Origin of the sequence: Nitrosomonas sp. GH22 (assembly GCF_009833115.1) — a bacterium.
GTDB lineage: Bacteria > Pseudomonadota > Gammaproteobacteria > Burkholderiales > Nitrosomonadaceae > Nitrosomonas > Nitrosomonas eutropha.
Map to the genome: position 1 here is coordinate 1 of NZ_QRCA01000007.1, position 19,169 is coordinate 19,169.

Consider the following 19,169-nt stretch of genomic DNA (forward strand, 5'->3'; position numbering starts at 1 on the left):
TATTGCTTCTCTTTGGGTTTTGCAGCTCGAATGGCTGAATCAGTTAGTTTCATTGGTAAAACCGGGTAGAAATGAAATGGGTAAAAAATATATCCGGTTTTCTACCCGTTTTTTGAAATGTTACCCGGTTTTACCAAGGTTGCCAATGAATGACTAGATATGCTGCTAGATTAAGTGTTTGTGCGGGTTTGTTTGTTGACGGTGGGTATTAATTGCTATATCTTTGGCGGAGAAGGCGGGATTCGAACCCGCGGTACGGTATTACCGTACACACGCTTTCCAGGCGTGCACCTTCAGCCACTCGGTCACTTCTCCTTTTGATTTTCTTGCTTGGCGGGCCGTAAAGGATAAACCAGATTGATACAGGGAGCAATAAGCAGTGTGTTTTATTTCTTTGGAGTGTTTACTAATGTTTGTGATATGGCGAAAATGATGTGTTTTCAGCCAGCACTGTAAAAAATAAGGAGGTCAATTTGATGAAGATTTTTATATTTGCTTTGGGTTTTATTATGACGACTGCCATGGCCGATGGCGTTGACCAGCGCCAGATTTTACCTTTGAATGAAATGCAGCGCAATCATCTGCTGGGTGAAATGCGTATGCTACTAACCGGTACAGGTGCCATTCTAGAGGCGCTTGCGCAGGATGACAGTGCGGCTGTCGCGCGTCATGCTCGTTCGCTTGGGGTGGAAATGCCGCATAAAATGGAAGGACATATGGATAAAATCCTGCCCGAGCAGTTTATGCTGATGGGTATGACCATGCATCAGGATTTTGACAGAATTGCACAGGATGCAGAATCCGGGAAGGATACCAAGCATACGTTGCAGCAATTGAGCAAGGCGTTGGGACGGTGCACCGCATGTCATGCTATCTATCAAATTGGTACTGTCCAGCAATCCGGCGAGCAGGGTGCACAAGATGTTCATGGAAAACATGGGGCACATTCACATACTCGGTAGATTACAGTTTGCGCAGACCTGATTATGAAGTCCGACTACTTTTTTCGGGGAGTGAAGGGAGCTGTGGTATCCATCTCTACGGCTGAATGGTCAAAATAGCAATTGCTGCCAGAGGTGATCGACTCTGGCTTTGACGGCCGCATCCATTTCGATGATGCGACCCCATTCACGGGATGTTTCACCTGGCCATTTGTTAGTGGCATCCAGTCCCATTTTGCTGCCGAGCCCGGATACAGGGCTGGCAAAATCGAGATAATCAATCGGTGTGTTCTCCACAATCAGAGTGTCGCGTACCGGATCAACTCGAGTGGTTATCGCCCAGATGACTTCTTTCCAGTCGCGGATGTTGATATCGTCATCGGTCACGATGATGAACTTGGTGTACATGAACTGGCGCAGAAAACTCCAGATACCGAACATGACACGCTTGGCGTGGCCAGGATACTGTTTTTTCATACTGACTACAGCCAGTCGGTAAGAACAGCCTTCTGGTGGCAGGTAAAAATCGGTAATCTCGGTAAACTGTTTTTGCAACAATGGTACGAATACTTCATTGAGGGCGACGCCAAGAATGGCTGGTTCATCCGGTGGTTTGCCAGTGTAGGTGGAGTGGTAAATCGGATCGCGGCGCATGGTGATCCGTTCAATAGTAAACACTGGAAAGGTTTCCTGCTCGTTGTAATAGCCGGTGTGGTCGCCGTAGGGCCCCTCCAATGCCGTTTCATTCGGGTAAATATAGCCTTCCAGCACAATTTCCGCGCTGGCGGGGACTTGCAGATCATGTGTCAGACATTTGACTATTTCAGTTTTTGCGCCACGCAACAAGCCGGCAAACTGGTATTCGCTTAAACTATCGGGAACGGGGGTCACTGCACCGAGAATAGTTGCCGGATCAGCACCCAGCGCAACCGCAACAGGGTAGGGTTCCCCGGGATTGGTCTGACAAAAATCACGGTAATCCAGCGCGCCACCGCGATGTGCCAGCCAGCGCATAATTACCTTGTTGGGAGCAATGACCTGTTGTCGATAAATTCCCAGATTTTGTCTGGATTTATGCGGGCCGCGTGTGACTGTAAGTCCCCAGGTGATCAGTGGTGCCACATCGCCCGGCCAGCAGGTTTGAATGGGTAGTTTGCTCAGATCGACATCAGCGCCATCCCACACTATTTCCTGGCAGGGAGCGCTGGCCAATTCACGGGGAGGCATGTTGAGCACCTGCTTTAATATCGGCAATTTGTCCCATGCATCGCGTAGCCCTTTTGGAGGTTCGGGTTCCTTGAGGTAAGCCAGTAGTTTTCCCACTTCACGCAAGGCAGAAACGGATGTCTGTCCCATGCCCAGCGCCACTCGTTCCGGGGTGCCAAACAGGTTACCCAATACTGGAATTGTATGCCCAGCCGGTCGTTCAAACAGCACTGCCGGACCGGCCTGTTTAAGCAGGCGATCACAGATTTCCGTCATTTCCAGATGGGGAGAAACTTCAATGTCAATACGTTTCAATTCTCCACGAAGCTCAAGCTGTGCGAGAAAATCGCGTAGATCGTTATATTTCATAAAACAGATCCAGTTTTTGTGAATGAATTAAACAGAGTACGTTGGTGCAGCGCAGCATTGAGCCAGATTCGTGGTGAGATTGGTTGATCAACTCAAATCAGTGTATCCAGCAATATGCCCGTGAATATGACTGCTCCAACCCGGTTGTTATGCAAAAATGCCTGGAAACAACGGGCAGGTTCACGGTTGCGGATCATGGTGTATTGAACGATAACCAGGCCCAATGCCACCAGTAAGGCGCCATAAAACCAGATACCGCGCTGCAGCAATATTCCCGCATAAGTCAGAATACTCAGGAAGGTAATGTGGCACAGCAGGATACCCACTACATCAAACCGTCCAAACGTAATGGCAGAAGTTTTGATGCCAATTTTTAGATCGTCTGCCAGATCTACCAGTGCATATTCGGTGTCGTAAGCAATAACCCAGAACAGATTGGCCAATACCAGTAGCCACGCAAGCGGTGGAACAGTTCCCGTTTGTGCCGCAAATGCCATGGGAATGCCAAAACTGAATGCTATGCCGAGGTACGCTTGAGGCATGGCAAAAAAGCGTTTGGTAAACGGATAGGAGATGGCAAGGAGCAGGGCGGGTACGGATAGCAGGATTGTCAGGAGATTGAGCGGTAGAATTAGCAAAAAGGCGCACAAACTTAGCCCAGCAGCAACTAGCAGCGCTTCACGAGAGCTGATGATGCCAGTTGCCAGTGGGCGGTTACGGGTTCGAGAAACATGAGGATCGATCTTTCGATCGGCAAAATCATTGATAGCACAACCAGCAGAGCGCATCAGGATCGTGCCGAGCACAAAGATTACCAGAATCATTGGATCCGGCATACCATCGGCTGCTAGCCACAGCCCCCACAATGTTGGCCACAACAGTAGCAGGATGCCAATTGGTTTATCTAGCCGGGTCAGCCTGGCGTATGCAGAAAATCGTTCACTGAAAGTCATATTATAAAAGCCATAAAAACCAGGTCAGTAAAGTATTCCAGCCTGTTTGGGCCGGCCGGGATAGAGTATTTTATCGATTTATAGTTGGTGGATTGCAGGCAGAAATACTTCTGTAACGAGTATCGGCTGCCGCAATAGGATAAATAACGAGCGCCTTGCCCAGAGATTGATTGGGCGCATCTGCAGTTGTTTGCAGGCACGCTCGAATAATGGGTGGTGCGGTTTCAGTTTCTTGAAGGCAAGAGGAGTGCGCTGTATTAGCGGGTTGGTAAACAACATAGTGCCCAATGATCGATTACCCAAACGGCTTAACCCGCGCCATGCCCCTCGTAAATGTTCTTTTTTAACGATCGAATGGGCAAATACAACCGGTGTTTCATTACAACGCAGGTAAACTTCCCGTACCAATACCTGATTTTGTCTGCGTAGATTCATGACTTCCAGTTCGTCAATGCATGCCGTTGCCAGTGTCTGAAAAACAGGTTCAACACGGAAATGCTCACAGTGTGCCTGAAGCAGGCGAGTGAGGGATTCCTGGTGCATCAGCCACCAGCGGAGATTAACAGGAGCAGAAACAGGGACAGGATGCCACGCCAGAGGCGGGTTGGCCTTCATTACGACAAGAGTATGGAAAACGGGGAAGCCAGTTGTAACATAAGTCTATAAAAATTAGAATCCAGGATTAGGCCGGTACTCTATTTTTTGATGTATGTTTTCGGACTGTGTCGAGCAGTGCTTCTTTAGTAAACGGCTTGGTAAGGTATTCGTCAGAGCCGACCATTCTGCCGCGCGCTCTGTCGAATAATCCACTTTTGCTGGATAGCATGATAACCGGCACGGATTGATATCTGGGGTTTTTCTTGATCAGCATGCAGGCCTGGTAACCATCCAGTCGTGGCATAACAATATCCAGAAAGATGATATCTGGTTGATAATCAATAACCTTGGCCATTGCATCAAATCCATCTGTAGCCAGGATTACTTCGCAACCTGAATGCGCAAGAAAAATTTCAGCGCTCCGACGAATGGTGTTGCTGTCATCAACCACCATCACTTTGATACCTGCTAGATCATTTTCCATTTCAGTCACAATTTCTCCCTGTTTTCAAGGTCTCTCGCAAGGTTTTCATTTTGTATGCCAGAGCTCGTTCTTGTCCAACTTTCCTTTTAACTACAGGCTTATTTTTCCTTATTATAATAACGCATTATCGGTTGCTTCAATTCGGTCTGAATATTCTGTCAGCCTTATTTCCGCCAGAAGGCGGGGGTGAAAACAATCATCAGCGTATAAAATTCCAATCTGCCCAGAAACATGGCAAAACTGCACAGCCAGATTTGAAAATCATTCAATGAAGCATAGTTCATAGATGGCCCAATTTTCCCTAACCCTGCTCCTAGATTATTCAGACAGGCAACAGCGGCCGAGAAAGCAGTAATTTCGTCTAGGCCGCTCAGTGTAAGTGCCAGTGTCATCAGCACGATGCTGGTCAGATAGACGAATAAAAATGCCAGGATGGCAAAAATAATTTCATTGGCGACAATGTTTTTACCAATTTTAACCAGAGAAACTGCGCGTGGATGCATAATGATAATCATTTCACGAAAGAACTGCTGAAACAGGATGCGCGCACGGATCATTTTGATACCACCGCCAGTCGAGCCTGAGGATGTGCAGAAGCCGGATAGAAATAGCATCCAGAGCGGAGCGAAAATTGGCCAGAGGGCATAATCAGTGTTGCTGTAGCCAGTGGTTGTGGCAACGGAGACCACATTGAAAGCAGCATAACGTAGAGCAACCAGGGGGTCCGTGTAAATACCTTTGGTCCAGAGAAAACCGGTTATGCCGATGCAGCTGCTTAGCGTGATCAAGATATACAGTTTTGCTTCCGGGTCAGCGCGGTAAGCGGAAAAATTTCTGGCACGCCAGGCAACAAAGTGTGCTGAGAAATTGATGCCGGCAATCAGCATGAACAGTATTGCAATGGCTTCGATCAATGGAGAATCCCAGTATCCGTAACTGGCATCATGGGTAGAAAATCCCCCTAGGCCTAGTGTGCTCAGAGCGTGAGCAATGGCATCGAGAGTGGTCATTCCAGCCAGCCAGTAGGCAATTGTGCAGGCAACAGTCAAAGCAGCGTAGATCAGCCATAAGCGCTTGGCTGTTTCCGCGATTCTGGGTGTCAGTCGGGATTCCTTGATTGGCCCGGGGATTTCTGCACTAAAAAGCTTCCTTCCCCCGACACCGAGCATGGGTAGAATCGCTACTGCCAGTACGATTAGTCCCATCCCGCCTATCCAAGCCATGAGACAGCGCCAAAGGTTAATAGCGTATGGAAATTCATCAAGCCCCATCAATACTGTTGCGCCGGTTGAAGTCAGGCCGGAAGCAGCTTCAAAATATGACTTGGCAACGCCGAGTTCTGGAAAGTAAAAGAACAAGGGAAGCATTCCGAACACAGGTAGTGACAGCCAGACCAGTACAACCAGCAGAAATCCGTCCCGAATCTGCAACTCACGTTTAAACTGGTATGTCAGCAGCCATATTGTTACGCCACATCCCAGTGTGATGAATAAAGTTTCGAGAAAGACAGGCAATGATCCATCTTTCATCCAGTAGGCAACGCCACAGGGAATCAGCAAAACCAGCCCGAACATTAGTATTACCCTGCTCAGGATATTGGCTACCGCAAGGAAGTGATTCACAGGAAATATTTCATAGTATGCGATTACAAAAAACCAACATTGACCTGAAACAATTTTTCAACCTGTCGCACCATTTTTTTATTGACGACAAATAGAATGACGTGATCGTCCTGCTCGATCACCGTATCATGATGTGTGATGATCACCGTAGCCTGATTCCATTGATCAGAAACGCTATTTTCTTCTATTTCAGATAATTTTTGGTGATAAACATCCCTAGGTGGTAGGCCGCGTACGATGGCACCAATGGTGGTTCCTCTGGGTAATTTGATCTCTTCGATTTTGCGGCCAACTATCCGAGAAGAACTAGCATCGCCGTGAGCTACCAGCTCCAGAGCTTCTGCTGCACCGCGCCGCAGGCTATGCACCACCGCTACATCCCCCTGGCGAACGTAAGCCAGCAGTGAACCGATCGTGACCTGTGCGGGTGAAATGGCAATATCGATTCCGCTACCTTGCATCAAATCCACATAAATACTGCGGTTGATCAGTGCAATTACCTTGCGTGCTCCTTTTCGTTTGGCCATCAGGGCAGCCATGATATTGTTTTCCTCGCTATCGGTCAGCGCGCAGAAAATATCCATTTCGCTGATATTTTCACTTTCCAATAATTCTTCGTCGGTAACATCGCCATGCAGAATCAGTACGTTATGCAGGCTTTGAGTCAGTGATTCACATACTTTGATATCCCGTTCGATAATCCGTACCTGATGGGACTGTTGCAATACTTCAGCCAGACGTCGGCCGATTCTGCCACCACCAGCAATCATCACTCGTCTGACAGGTTTATCCATGCGGCGCAATTCATTCATGACAGCCCGAATATCACGAGAAGAGGCGATGAAAAATACTTCATCTCCTTCTTCGACGATGGTGCTGCCCTCGGGGATAATCGAGTGGTTGTGGCGAAAAATTGCTGCGACGCGAGTTTCCAGATTTGGGACATGCTGGCGTAGTTCTTTCAGATGACGCCCGATCAGCGGCCCTCCGCGAACAGCCTTTACCGCGACCAGGCTGACTTTGCCAGAGGCAAAATCCAGTACTTGTAATGCGCCCGGGAATTCGATCAGCTTCTCTATGTATTGGGTCAGGATTCGTTCCGGACAAATTGCAAAATCGACACAAAAATTTTCCTTCGAGAATATATCCGGGTGATCCAGATAATCGGTGGTCCGGATGCGGGCTATCCGGGTGGGTGTATTAAACAGGCTGGCGGCCAGCTTGCATGCAACCAGGTTGGTTTCATCACTGCCGGTAAGTGCCAACATCATGTCGGCGTCTTCCATGCCTGCCTGGATCATGACGTTAGGGTGAGAGGCGCTGCCGATGACCGTGCGTAAATCTAGTCGCTCCTGCAGCGGCGTGAGACTGCTTCTTGCCTGATCGACGACGGTTATATCATTAGATTCGCTGACCAGACTTTCAGCTACGGTTGATCCGACTCGACCTGCTCCCAGAATAACGATTTTCACTAGAGATGCCTGCTTTCACAAGTCGATAACATTTGATACTGCCTGTATTTCGGCTCATGGTGGATCATGGAGCGGAAGATTGCATGGTTGGTTGGTAAGTAAAAACTGCGTCATGTTATATCATCCCTACCCCAAATCCAAGAAAGGGAAGAGCCGGGGTTATGCACGGTATAAATATAGAGACGCTGTGTCTTATCTTTTTCAGCAGATATATGATCTGACTGGTGTAGTTTTTTTGTTTGTATTGAAAAAGGGATTGCCGAAATTCAGTAATGCAACCATTTCAGGGAAGCAACACGCCGCTCGATTTCATCCATGATTTTGTGATATCTGGGATCATTGATGGCTCCAAAGCGGGCTTTAAAAGTACTTTCAGACATGTGTTCAGGCAAGTCGGACCACTGGGGAATGAGATCATCATCACGAATTCCGGACAGGATTATATTGCGCATTCTGCGTGCAGAATCCTGACTGGCCATGGCTTTTTCAGCAAAGCGCGTACCAGAGCGATCTGCAATGAGGTCGTTAAAAGAGAATCCACTACCGGAACGTGCGTCTTCCAGCTCCTTGTATAAACCAATTGCATTGGACAGTATCGTGTCCGAATAGGCGGTAATGACAGCAGAAGCCATGAAGTGCATGGCAAGATCACTGCGCCCGTCCAGCGTGATATTGATTTTGACCGGATTCGGCCAATTGGCAGCTTCCGGAATAATCAACTTGAACGGAACATGTATAACATGGAATGCTGTTACCAGTATTGCAGCCCGAAATTCCTCCAGCACGTTTTCATGTGGTGCATGGCGGATGGTTTCTCGCATGATGAGTGCCAGTATTTCAGACAATGGGATCGGTTGTGAAACCTGTCGGCGGTTCTTTTCATTGAGAAAAAGGTGATAGCGCAGTAATCTGTTCAGTGCTTGTTGATCGAAAAAAGGGAGATTGATTAATGAATGGCTGGTATTGTTAATACCCCATCCCTTCCAGTAATAGGTGATGATTACCTCGTTGCGGGATAACTGCAGTTTTCTGAAGGCATCTACTCCGGCGCGTATGTCGGGGTTGGTGATTTGCAGCCATGTCAGAAATTTTTCAAACAGCAAGTTGGCAAATACGCCCGGGATATACAGATTTCCAATCTTGATCGAGCTGAATTCAGGAAGGCCGTTTGTTTCAGTCAACGTGGCCCGTAGGTTTAAATAACCATCCATTATTTCCGACGGGATTGGCAGGCTTAATTGAACCTGTGCAGTTTTGTCATGCACCGTGATTTGTGCATACCCTCGTCCGAGATGGTAAGCCAAATAGTTCAGTGCATTATCGATATCATCCGGCAGAATTCTAATTGTAGCGGATGTGCCGGGAAGTACCTGGTAGCGATGGGTATCAAGAATACTTTTCGCACGTGCAATTTGTTCTGGTGTGATAGAGATTTCTCTCGCTATCTTCGGTCGGGTATCGACAGCCAGATAAGTGGCTCCCGCGAGAATGGTAATAAGAACCAGCAAACTGATCCCTGTCAGATTGAGTAATTTCCGCATACAGATCAATGTGGTTTTATATCAGATCGAATACAATCCGGCTACCATCTGGCGATTGGTCTTTGTCACTTCCAGTCTGATATGGCTTATATTGATGCTCACCGAGATGAATGGAGCAAGAATAGCGTGGTATTACCACCATAATCTGTAGGGTCTGTAATAGCCGTTGTAGAAAGAGGGATACCCGTAATAGCCGGGATAAGGTCCGTAACGGTATCTGCTGTTCCAGTACATATTATCTTCCCGATAAGCCTGCGACCAGAGATGGATGGCCTTGGCTGTAATGAGCGGGATATGTATGGTTTTGTTTCCAACTGTGCGCTCAATACCCCCCTTTACTGATCCGGTGATAGTCACTTCCGCTCCTTTGACAAAAATTGCCGGGTCCAGGAATTCACTGGTTTCGACAGCAAAACGCCCTTCTCCGAGTTTGTTGGTTTGTGGGTATCCGTTACGATCAAGTGGATAAAAAAGTACCTGCATCAGGCTGGAATCGGCTTCATTTTCCACTTCAATAACTGTGCCTCCCCAGCGGATCGGAGCATTCTTATAGGTATCAATGCTTTGATTGATCAGTTGATAGGGGATGTCTGTAGCCGCAAAATTTCTGATATCTGTCGGCATGCTGGTGCATGCACCTAGGAAGAGCAGGCTGCAAAGCAGAAGGCGAAACGGGATTGAGGGTTTCATGTTTTTCTTGGCTGATGAGTAATAAGCTTTGATTTAGACAAACCCTCTGTAGCAAGATTCGTGCGGCTATCTTTCCGCATTACATTGTTTTGTTCAGACTGTAAGTAATTTGTCGGATATCTGATCAAACCAGTTTATTCCGTTTGATTGAAAGGTATAATAATGCTTTTTATATCCGGCCCCGGGTTATCTTGCATAATTCCATTTTTCACATGTCTTTGCATCATAGCCGGTTTTGTACGAGGCTGAGGAATTGCTAATATGAATCAGTCTTCTATCTTAGATTTCAGGAGCGCCACTTCTTTTGTGCCAATCCTGGTTCTCTACAGCAATGACATGGAAATGATCAGCAAGCGATTGCAGGAGAAAATTGCGAGCGCTCCCGGCTTTTTCAGAAATTCTCCTGTGTTGTTTGATTTAAGCGAGTTGAATGAAAATGACATGGAAATTGATGTCGCAGCGCTTATATCACGCCTTCGCCAATTGAGTCTGTTTCCTGTCGGGATCAGGGGTGGAGATCCGCTGCAGGAAAAGCAGGCATTGGCGTTGGCTGTTCCGGTTGACTCTGGCCGTAGCCGTAGTAACCCTGTTTTGCCTGAAGTACAAAAAAAGGACGATGCCGTTCCTGAATTTCAGGCTGTAATCAGGGATGCAGTTCATGCTCCAGCGATGATGATTACTCAGCCGGTACGTTCAGGTCAGCGTGTCTACGCTGCCAGTGATCTGGTGATTCTGGCACAAGTCAGCGCCGGTGCGGAAATTATGGCCGAAGGCAATATCCATATTTACAACACATTAAGAGGGCGTGCTTTAGCTGGTGTGCAGGGAGATATTGAGGCAAGACTTTTTTGCCTGGATCTGCAGGCGGAGCTGGTATCGATTGCGGGGATTTATAAGACTATCGAAGATTTGAAGGAGATTTCCAGGAAGAAGCCGGTACAGGTTTATTTACGGGACCAAGCATTGATCATCCAAGAATTAAGCTAAAAATATTTCTGAGAAGGAGATTCAATTGGCAAGAATTATTGTTGTAACATCTGGGAAGGGAGGGGTTGGCAAAACCACAACCAGTGCTGCTATTGCCATGGGGCTGGCAAAAAGAGGGCATAAAACTGCTGTCATTGATTTTGATGTTGGTCTGCGTAACCTGGATTTAATTATGGGGTGCGAACGCCGCGTAGTATACGACTTTGTCAATGTCATTAATGGTGAGGCAAATCTTAATCAGGCATTAATCCGGGACAAAAATTGCAATCAGCTTTATATTCTTCCTGCATCACAGACACGTGATAAAGATGCGCTGAATCTGGAAGGGGTGGGCAGGGTGCTGGAAGAGCTCTCCAAAGATTTTAAATATATTGTTTGTGATTCACCTGCAGGTATCGAAAAAGGTGCCTATCTAGCTATGTATTACGCGGATGATGCGTTTGTCGTGACCAATCCAGAAGTTTCATCCGTAAGGGACTCAGATCGCATGCTGGGAATACTGGCGAGCAAATCGCGCCGGGCTGAGTTGAACATGGAGCCAATCAAGGAATACCTGCTGCTGTCACGTTATGATTCGGACAGGGTTGAATCGGGCGAAATGTTGAGTCTGGAAGATGTGCAGGAGATTTTGTCATTGCACTTGCTTGGTGTTATTCCAGAGTCCAAGTCAGTATTGAATGCATCAAACTCGGGAATCCCTGTGATTTTGGACGAAAAAAGCGATGCCGGCCAGGCTTATGCAGATGTGGTTGCGCGTTATCTTGGTGAAAAAAAGCCCCTTCGTTTTATCGATAGCAAGAAAGGGTTTTTCAGAAAGCTGTTTGGAGGTAAATAATGAGCTTACTGGATTATTTTAAATCATCTAAATCTAAAACGGCTTCGGTTGCTAAGGAAAGGTTGCAGATCCTTGTTGCTCATGAGCGTTATTATCGCAATAAGCCATCCTATCTGCCGCAGTTGCAGGAAGAACTGATGCAGGTTATCCGGAAATATGTACAGGTGGATCAGGATGCTATATCTGTAAAATTTGAACAGGATGACAATCAGGAAACGCTGGAGCTGAATATTACTCTACCGGATACACAAAATCCCCGGAATACTCAACAAGATATGATCCGGAATGCGCTTTAGATGACTGAAATTCGTCAGGAATTTTTTGCAGGGGGCTGGCTGCCAGATCTCTTGAGATGATTTGCGTTGTGCTTTTCTGCTTTCCCGGTTTGAATGCCAGTAGAGCTGGATGTGGGAAGTGGATTCTGGGTGTGATTCTGATTTTAGCCGGATGTGCCGGGCCTGAAATTCACCGTGCTGAGGTAATAACGGTTGTTATTCAGCCTGTGCATGAACAGATTGATACTTCAGGAAAGCCCTTTGTACTTACCGGCAGGCTGGTAGTGAATGCCAAGCAGCAGAAATTTTCAGGCGGGATACGCTGGCGACATACCAGGCAGCGCGATGAGATTTATTTGTTTTCTCCTCTTGGACAAGTTGTTGCAGAAATTCTCCAGGATCAGACGGGGGTTCGCCTGACAACTTCCGAGCCAGCAATTTATCAGGCGCAAAGTGCGGAATATCTTACCAACCAGGTACTGGGCTGGGAGCTTCCTCTTGCTGGTTTGCAATTTTGGGTACGCGGAGAACATTATCCGGGCACCATTGCTGAAAAGGATCTGAATAGGAATAATCGCACTGTAGCAATTCGGCAGGATGGATGGAATATTGCCTACCAGAGTTACTACCCGGAACAACCAACTGTTCCGGCTTTGCCCAGGTTATTGGAATTCAGTAGAATGGATGTAAAGATGAAGCTGATTGTTGATCAATGGGAAAAAGAGGCAAAGGGCGTTACTGGAGTGGACAGGAAGCTGCCGTAACAGTTTTTAATTCTCATATAGGGTATGAACACGTTTCCAGCACCGGCTAAACTTAACCTGTTTTTGCATGTAATCGGACGGCGAGATGACGGTTACCATTTGCTGCAGACAGTTTTCCGTTTTATCGGCTATTCAGATCAACTGGGCTTTGATGTTACCAATGATGGCGTTATCAGACACCTGAATCTGGTTCCCGGCCTGACAGATACGGATGATCTATGTGTTCGGGCGGCAAAACTACTGCAGAAGAGATCCGGTAAAGAAATGCTCGGAGTCGGAATTCATCTGAGCAAGAATATTCCACTTGGAGGAGGATTGGGGGGGGGAAGTTCTGACGCTGCTACAACATTAATCGTTCTGAACAGATTGTGGGGAATTAACTGGGGGCGAGAACGTTTGATGGCATTGGGGCTGGAACTGGGCGCTGATGTTCCGATATTTATCTATGGCAGGAACGCATTTGCTGAAGGAGTTGGTGAAAAACTGGAGGTGATTAACTTGCCACCCGCATGGTATGTCGTTCTGACGCCACCTGCTCCGATTTCCACAGCGGCAGTTTTTGCCAGCAGGGAGTTGACACGAAACACGATTCCCATCAAAATGGCGGCCTTTTCCATGGCGCAGGGACATAATGATCTTGAGCTTGTCGCGATGCGTTTGCAGCCTGTTATCGCCGAATGGCTGGATTGGTTAAAAGGGCGGCATGGATCAACAAAAGTGGCAATGAGCGGTTCCGGATCATGTGTGTTTGCAGAGTTTCCTTCCGAATCTGCTGCGCGAGAGGTACTCAGACAATTGCCTGATAGTATGAGTGGTTTTATCGCACCAGGGCTTGCAAGACATCCTTTGTCGGATTTTTAGAATATTTTTTGGGGAGTCGCCAAGTGGTAAGGCACCGGATTTTGATTCCGGCATTCGTAGGTTCGATCCCTACCTCCCCAGCCAAATCTCAGTGAATCTGCCATTATTATGTCAAATGTGGCGCAAGTGGCCGAATCTGTCTGTGTCATCTTTTAAACCAGAAGTAAAAGTTACCTATGTCCTATGATAGCCTGATGGTTTTTACCGGAACGGCCAATCCTAAGCTGGCGCATGATGTGGTCAAATACCTGAATATCAATTTAGGGCGTGCGACCGTAGGGCGCTTCAGTGATGGCGAAGTTATGGTGGAGATACTTGAAAACGTCAGAGGTAACGATGTTTTTGTATTGCAATCCACCTGTGCACCAACCAACGACAGTTTGATGGAAATTCTGGTGATTGTTGATGCACTAAAACGCGCATCAGCTAGCCGCGTTACTGCAGCGATTCCCTATTTTGGCTATGCGCGACAGGACAGGAGAGCTCGTTCTGCACGAGTGCCTATTACAGCTAAAGTTGTGGCAAATATGTTGACCAGCGTTGGTGTTGATAGAGTATTGACTATGGATTTGCATTCTGATCAGATTCAGGGTTTTTTTGATATTCCTGTGGATAATATTTATGGCACTCCTACACTGTTGGGAGACATCTGGAAGCATGATTATCAGAACCTGATCGTGGTATCTCCTGATGTGGGTGGCGTTGTCAGAGCTCGTCATATGGCCAGGCGTTTGGAATGTGATCTGGCTATTATCGACAAGCGACGCCCCAAACCAAATGAATCCAAGGTCATGAACATTATCGGCGACGTCAAAGAGCGTACCTGTGTAATTATTGACGATATGGTGGATACAGCAAATACATTATGTGAAGCAGCTTCGGCACTTAAACAGGAAGGTGCGGCCAGCGTGATTGCTTATTCAACCCATGCAGTTTTGTCAGGCAAGGCGGTAGAGCGTGTACAGAATTCTGATCTGGATAAGCTGGTGGTAACAGATACAATCCCTTTAAGAGAAGATGCCAGCAAATGTAACCGTATACAGCAGTTAAGTGTGGCTAGTTTGCTGGGTGAATCCATGCTTAGGGTAAGTAATGAAAGTTCACTGAGTTCGTTGTTTATAGAATAAGATAATTTTAAGGTCTGTTCACGGATGTGATGGGCTGTTTTCAGGAGAATAGAATGCCAATTGAGATAAGCGCTAACAATCGTAATTTACATGGAACCGGTGCCAATCGCCGCCTGCGTATCCAGGGCAGATTACCGGGTGTCATCTATGGAGGAGGCGGTACCGCGCAACCGATAGATCTTGATCACAAAGATCTGTACTACAAACTAAAAACAGATGCTTTTCATGCATCGATACTTTCGATTAACGTGGATGGAAAAAAGGAACAGGTACTTTTACGTGATGTGCAAATGCACCCGTTCAAGCAGCAAGTGCTGCACATTGATTTTCAGCGGATCAGACAGGATCAGAAAATACATGTAAAAGTACCGCTGCATTTCATCAATGCTGACATTGCACCCGGGGTCAAATTGTCAGGCGGGATGATCAGCCATGTAGCGACTGAAATTGAAATATCCTGCTTGCCAAAAGATTTACCTGAGTCTATTACAGTGGATCTATCAGAAATGACAGCCGGTAGCATACTACACACGAGCGATTTGAAGTTGCCGGAAAATGTTGAAATACCAGCTCTGTTGAGGGGTGACAATCAGCCGGTTTCCACTCTTATTATGCCGCGTGGCGGGGAAGTTGCAGATGAGTCCGGCGAAGAATCTGCCTGATTTTGTCTGATGTACGCCAGAGAATTTCTCTGGCGTAATTCTTGCTATTCTGAAATTCACTTCATTTTTTGTTGAGTCATCTGTTGTCGGGACTGTACTGAGTTATGGAACTACCTATAAGATTGGTGGTCGGCCTTGGCAATCCTGGCGATAAATATACCTCAACCCGCCATAATATCGGTTTTGATTGGCTGGATCGTTTGGCTGATGCGCAGCGAGTTTCTTTTGCGCTGGATATCCGTTTCAGGGGATTGTGTGCACGCATTGTTCAATCCGATACAGATATCTGGTTGCTCAAGCCGCAAACCTACATGAATGCCAGCGGTATGTCGGTGGGAGCCATGTGCCGTTACTACAAGATAACACCCGAGCAGATACTGGTCGTCCACGATGAGCTGGATTTGCAACCCGGTATTATCAAGCTGAAATCCGGTGGTGGGACCGGGGGGCACAATGGCCTTAAAAGTATCGTTGCTGATCTTTCCACTCAGGTTTTTTGGCGCTTGCGGATTGGCGTGGGGCATCCGGGGGACAGAAATCAGGTAGTGGATTATGTGCTACACCTCCCGCGTAGAGAAGAAGCGGCGCTGATTGATGAGGCAATAGACCACAGCATACAAGTGTGGCCATTAATCGCCCGAGGAAATTTTGCAGCAGCCATGCTGCAATTGCATACCCGGCAGGAAAACTGACAAAACAAGCAGCGTACTCTACACAACATTCAGGAAATTGATGGAAACCGGATTATGAGCTTGAAATGTGGAATCGTCGGTTTGCCCAATGTCGGCAAATCTACCTTGTTTAATGCACTGACCAAAGCGGGCATTGCTGCGGAAAATTACCCGTTTTGCACTATTGAACCCAACGTTGGCATAGTTGAAGTTCCCGACTCACGCCTCGCCGAGCTGAGTAAAATCGTCAATCCGCAGCGTGTGCAACCTGCTATCGTGGAATTTGTTGATATTGCCGGGCTGGTTGCAGGCGCTTCCAGGGGAGAAGGACTGGGCAACCAGTTTCTTGCCAACATCCGTGAAACAGATGCTATTGTTAATGTTGTGCGCTGTTTTGATGATCCGAACGTCGTGCATGTTACGGGGAAAGTTGATCCGCTGGCCGATATTGAAATTATCCTGACCGAACTGGCGTTGGCCGACCTCGCCACCGTGGAAAAAGCCATTGTGCGTGATAGTAAAAAAGTGAAATCTGGCGATAAGGAAGCGAGCAAACTGGTTGCAGTGCTTGAAAAATTGGTGCTACACCTTAACCAGGGTCAGCCAGCGCGCACTTTTCCATTTTCAGACAAGGAAAGAGAAATCATCCAGTCATTATGTTTGCTGACAATCAAGCCGGCCATGTATGTAGGCAACGTACTGGAAGATGGTTTCGAAAACAACCCACATCTTGATCGATTACGTGAATACGCAGCAAAAGAAAATGCACCAGTCGTAGCGCTGTGCGCCAAGATCGAAGCTGAGCTGGCCGATCTCGACGAAGCAGATAAAAAGGAATTTTTAGCGGATTTAGGGCTGGAAGAGCCCGGCCTCAATCGCTTGATTCGTACTGGTTACGATCTGCTTGGCCTGCAAACGTATTTTACCGCTGGCGTGAAGGAGGTGCGTGCCTGGACCATACACAGGGGAGATACCGCTCCGCAGGCAGCAGGAGCCATCCATACCGACTTTGAAAAAGGCTTCATACGTGCGCAAACTGTTTCCTATGCCGATTTTATTGCTTGTGGCGGCGAAGCTGGCGCGAAGGAAAAAGGTAAAATGCGTGTAGAAGGTAAAGATTACATCGTACAGGATGGTGATGTGATGCATTTTCTGTTTAATGTCTAGCGGGCTGGTGAGGTGTATTTCTTCATCCGCTAGTTTGTGCTTGTACCTTGTGTGTCAGGAAATCGCATTATTCTCGCTAGCGGCAATCTCGCCCGATACAAGTAGAGCGGTAGTTGGAGGTGTTTTGCGCAACATGTGGAATAACTTCATTTCCTGTTGGTGCCCGATAAATTCGGCGATACCATAATTTTTTCCTGTCCCATTCTGCATTATCTATCGACGCTCTAATGAAGCTGATGAAACAGTAGGTTGTATTGGATTTACTTCATCAGCCGTTGCTTTGCGCAACTGTATGAGCATGGCCAAATAGCCCGGCCACCCCTATCCTGATTCTGTATTTAGCGAACTGATTGCGCTTGATAGATTCTAAAAGACTTCCTTATCTTTCTGAAAGATATATTGGAAAAGTTTACTGCCGGGAGATTTTTCATTTGCCCGGTAATTTGTTAATTAGACAGGCTTTATGGGATAATTACGCCCGTAAAAACAGGTAATCATATTGAAAATGAAAACGTTATACGACAAGCTTTGGAATGGTCATGTAGTTCATGCTGAATCGGATGATCCAAATGACATGGTGATACTCTACATTGATCGCCACTTGGTACACGAGGTAACCAGCCCTCAGGCTTTTGAAAATTTGAAGCTATCGGGACGCAGGCCGTGGCGTACTGATTCTATCCTGGCGGTGGCGGATCACAATGTCCCTACAACTGACCGGAGTAGTGGTATCAGTGACCCGATATCTCGTTTACAGGTCGAAACATTAAGTCAAAATTGTGAGGAATTTGCAATTACCGAGTTCAAGATGGATGATGAACGTCAGGGAATTGTACATGTGATCGGGCCGGAACAGGGCGCAACACTACCCGGCATGACTGTTGTCTGTGGGGATTCTCATACCAGTACTCATGGGGCGTTTGCGTGTTTAGCGTTCGGCATTGGCACATCTGAGGTTGAGCATGTTTTAGCGACACAATGTCTGGTTGCCCGAAAATCCAAAACAATGTTGGTCAAAGTTGAAGGAAATCTTGGTCAGGGTGTAACAGCTAAGGATATTGCATTGGCTATTATCGGTGAAATAGGAACAGCGGGTGGTACAGGACATGCTATCGAGTTTGCTGGTAATGCGATTCGATCCCTATCCATGGAGGGCCGGATGACACTTTGCAATATGGCGATCGAGGCAGGCGCACGTGCGGGGATGATTGGGGTGGATGACGTTACGATCAATTATATTAAGGGAAGACCTTTTGCGCCCCGGAAAGATTTATGGGATCGGGCGGTTACGTATTGGCGTACATTGAAAAGTGATGAGGATGCTGTTTTTGATCATATTGTGGAATTAAAGGCAGAGAACATCAAGCCTCAGGTAACCTGGGGAACTTCACCGGAAATGGTAACCACAATTGATGGATATGTGCCAGACCCTGCGGATATCAGTGATCCGATCAAGCGTCATAATATTGAACATGCGCTTGAATATATGGGACTTAAGCCGGGAACGCCCATACAGGACATAGCGCTGGATAAAATATTTATTGGTTCTTGCACCAATTCCCGTATAGAAGATTTGCGTGCAGCAGCAGAAATTGTCAAAGGAAAACGGATTGCCCCTAATATTAAGCTGGCTATGGTGGTTCCTGGTTCTGGTCTGGTCAAGTCGATGGCTGAAACAGAGGGGCTGGATAGAATTTTTCAAGCGGCAGGATTTGAATGGCGTGAACCTGGATGTTCAATGTGCCTGGCGATGAATGATGACAAATTATTGCCTGGAGAGCGCTGTGCTTCGACTTCCAATCGAAATTTTGAGGGGCGGCAAGGCCCTGGCGGCCGAACGCACCTGGTTAGCCCATCTATGGCTGCTGCAGCTGCCATATCTGGTCATTTCGTTGATGTACGCTCTTTTACCCATTAAACAGAGTTTTTTATTTATATAGGAGAT

The 19,169-nt window shown here is 47.1% G+C and carries 20 protein-coding genes and 2 tRNA genes; 12 read left to right on the forward strand and 10 right to left on the reverse strand.

Features of this window, described 5'->3' with window-relative positions; all coding sequences use genetic code 11:
* Positions 1-224: 224 nt before the first annotated feature.
* Positions 225-315, reverse strand: a tRNA-Ser gene (locus tag ABF86_RS01260).
* Positions 316-476: 161 nt separating this feature from the next.
* Between ABF86_RS01260 and ABF86_RS01265 the strand changes: the two genes are divergently transcribed.
* Entirely contained in the window at positions 477-962 is a 486-nt protein-coding gene (locus ABF86_RS01265; protein ID WP_074455624.1) for a hypothetical protein, read from the forward strand.
* A 90-nt stretch (positions 963-1,052) separates the two neighbouring features.
* On the opposite strand, the gene ubiD is transcribed toward ABF86_RS01265, so the two are convergent.
* The 8 genes from ubiD to ABF86_RS01305 form a co-directional block, all read right to left on the reverse strand.
* A complete protein-coding gene (gene ubiD, locus ABF86_RS01270; protein ID WP_074455623.1) occupies positions 1,053-2,516 on the reverse strand; it encodes a 4-hydroxy-3-polyprenylbenzoate decarboxylase in 1,464 nt (487 codons plus the stop codon).
* A gap of 92 nt (positions 2,517-2,608) precedes the next feature.
* Positions 2,609-3,469 (reverse strand): 4-hydroxybenzoate octaprenyltransferase, encoded by an 861-nt coding sequence (ubiA, locus tag ABF86_RS01275; RefSeq protein ID WP_074455622.1) that lies wholly within the window; start codon positions 3,467-3,469, stop codon positions 2,609-2,611.
* 78 nt (positions 3,470-3,547) lie between these two features.
* Positions 3,548-4,084 (reverse strand): chorismate lyase, encoded by a 537-nt coding sequence (locus ABF86_RS01280; RefSeq protein WP_041353471.1) that lies wholly within the window; start codon positions 4,082-4,084, stop codon positions 3,548-3,550.
* Positions 4,085-4,151: 67 nt separating this feature from the next.
* Positions 4,152-4,550, reverse strand: coding sequence for a response regulator (locus ABF86_RS01285; RefSeq protein WP_011634205.1), 399 nt, complete (start codon positions 4,548-4,550; stop codon positions 4,152-4,154).
* Positions 4,551-4,714: 164 nt separating this feature from the next.
* Positions 4,715-6,172 (reverse strand): potassium transporter TrkG, encoded by a 1,458-nt coding sequence (locus ABF86_RS01290; protein ID WP_041353472.1) that lies wholly within the window; start codon positions 6,170-6,172, stop codon positions 4,715-4,717.
* A gap of 23 nt (positions 6,173-6,195) precedes the next feature.
* Positions 6,196-7,644, reverse strand: a complete 1,449-nt coding sequence (gene trkA, locus ABF86_RS01295) for a Trk system potassium transporter TrkA (protein WP_011634207.1) — start codon at positions 7,642-7,644, stop codon at positions 6,196-6,198.
* Between the two features lie 266 nt (positions 7,645-7,910).
* A complete protein-coding gene (locus ABF86_RS01300; RefSeq protein ID WP_074684496.1) occupies positions 7,911-9,185 on the reverse strand; it encodes a hypothetical protein in 1,275 nt (424 codons plus the stop codon).
* Between the two features lie 132 nt (positions 9,186-9,317).
* The gene (locus ABF86_RS01305; protein WP_041353473.1) at positions 9,318-9,875 is read right to left on the reverse strand and encodes a Slp family lipoprotein; all 558 of its coding nucleotides are present in this window, start codon (positions 9,873-9,875) and stop codon (positions 9,318-9,320) included.
* Between the two features lie 261 nt (positions 9,876-10,136).
* Here ABF86_RS01305 and minC point away from each other — a divergent pair, with 261 nt between their 5' ends.
* The 10 genes from minC to ychF all read left to right on the forward strand — a co-directional run bounded on the left by minC (position 10,137) and on the right by ychF (position 17,224).
* A complete protein-coding gene (gene minC, locus ABF86_RS01310; RefSeq protein ID WP_011634210.1) occupies positions 10,137-10,862 on the forward strand; it encodes a septum site-determining protein MinC in 726 nt (241 codons plus the stop codon).
* A gap of 25 nt (positions 10,863-10,887) precedes the next feature.
* A complete protein-coding gene (gene minD, locus ABF86_RS01315) occupies positions 10,888-11,697 on the forward strand; it encodes a septum site-determining protein MinD (protein ID WP_011634211.1) in 810 nt (269 codons plus the stop codon).
* Entirely contained in the window at positions 11,697-11,993 is a 297-nt protein-coding gene (minE, locus tag ABF86_RS01320) for a cell division topological specificity factor MinE (protein ID WP_011634212.1), read from the forward strand. The genes minD and minE overlap by 1 nt, the downstream gene beginning before the upstream one ends.
* Before the next feature lie 131 nt (positions 11,994-12,124).
* Positions 12,125-12,736, forward strand: coding sequence for a lipoprotein insertase outer membrane protein LolB (gene lolB / locus ABF86_RS01325; protein WP_242500224.1), 612 nt, complete (start codon positions 12,125-12,127; stop codon positions 12,734-12,736).
* A gap of 24 nt (positions 12,737-12,760) precedes the next feature.
* Entirely contained in the window at positions 12,761-13,597 is an 837-nt protein-coding gene (gene ispE / locus ABF86_RS01330) for a 4-(cytidine 5'-diphospho)-2-C-methyl-D-erythritol kinase (protein ID WP_011634214.1), read from the forward strand.
* Between the two features lie 9 nt (positions 13,598-13,606).
* A tRNA-Gln gene (locus ABF86_RS01335) sits at positions 13,607-13,681 on the forward strand.
* Between the two features lie 92 nt (positions 13,682-13,773).
* Positions 13,774-14,724 carry a ribose-phosphate pyrophosphokinase gene (locus tag ABF86_RS01340; protein WP_011634215.1) on the forward strand — a complete coding sequence of 317 codons (951 nt, stop codon included), beginning with the start codon at positions 13,774-13,776 and terminating at the stop codon, positions 14,722-14,724.
* Between the two features lie 53 nt (positions 14,725-14,777).
* A complete protein-coding gene (locus ABF86_RS01345) occupies positions 14,778-15,386 on the forward strand; it encodes a 50S ribosomal protein L25/general stress protein Ctc (protein WP_074455619.1) in 609 nt (202 codons plus the stop codon).
* A 104-nt stretch (positions 15,387-15,490) separates the two neighbouring features.
* Positions 15,491-16,078: an aminoacyl-tRNA hydrolase gene (pth, locus tag ABF86_RS01350; protein ID WP_074455618.1), complete on the forward strand. Its 588-nt coding sequence runs from the start codon at positions 15,491-15,493 to the stop codon at positions 16,076-16,078.
* 54 nt (positions 16,079-16,132) lie between these two features.
* On the forward strand, positions 16,133-17,224 hold the full coding sequence (gene ychF, locus ABF86_RS01355) for a redox-regulated ATPase YchF (RefSeq protein ID WP_074455617.1): 1,092 nt from the start codon (positions 16,133-16,135) through the stop codon (positions 17,222-17,224).
* Between the two features lie 54 nt (positions 17,225-17,278).
* Here ychF and ABF86_RS01360 read toward each other — a convergent pair whose 3' ends face one another.
* On the reverse strand, positions 17,279-17,434 hold the full coding sequence (locus tag ABF86_RS01360; RefSeq protein ID WP_160803423.1) for a hypothetical protein: 156 nt from the start codon (positions 17,432-17,434) through the stop codon (positions 17,279-17,281).
* Between the two features lie 295 nt (positions 17,435-17,729).
* On the opposite strand from ABF86_RS01360, the gene leuC reads away from it, so the two are divergent.
* The gene (gene leuC, locus ABF86_RS01365; RefSeq protein WP_074455616.1) at positions 17,730-19,142 is read left to right on the forward strand and encodes a 3-isopropylmalate dehydratase large subunit; all 1,413 of its coding nucleotides are present in this window, start codon (positions 17,730-17,732) and stop codon (positions 19,140-19,142) included.
* Positions 19,143-19,169: the final 27 nt, after the last annotated feature.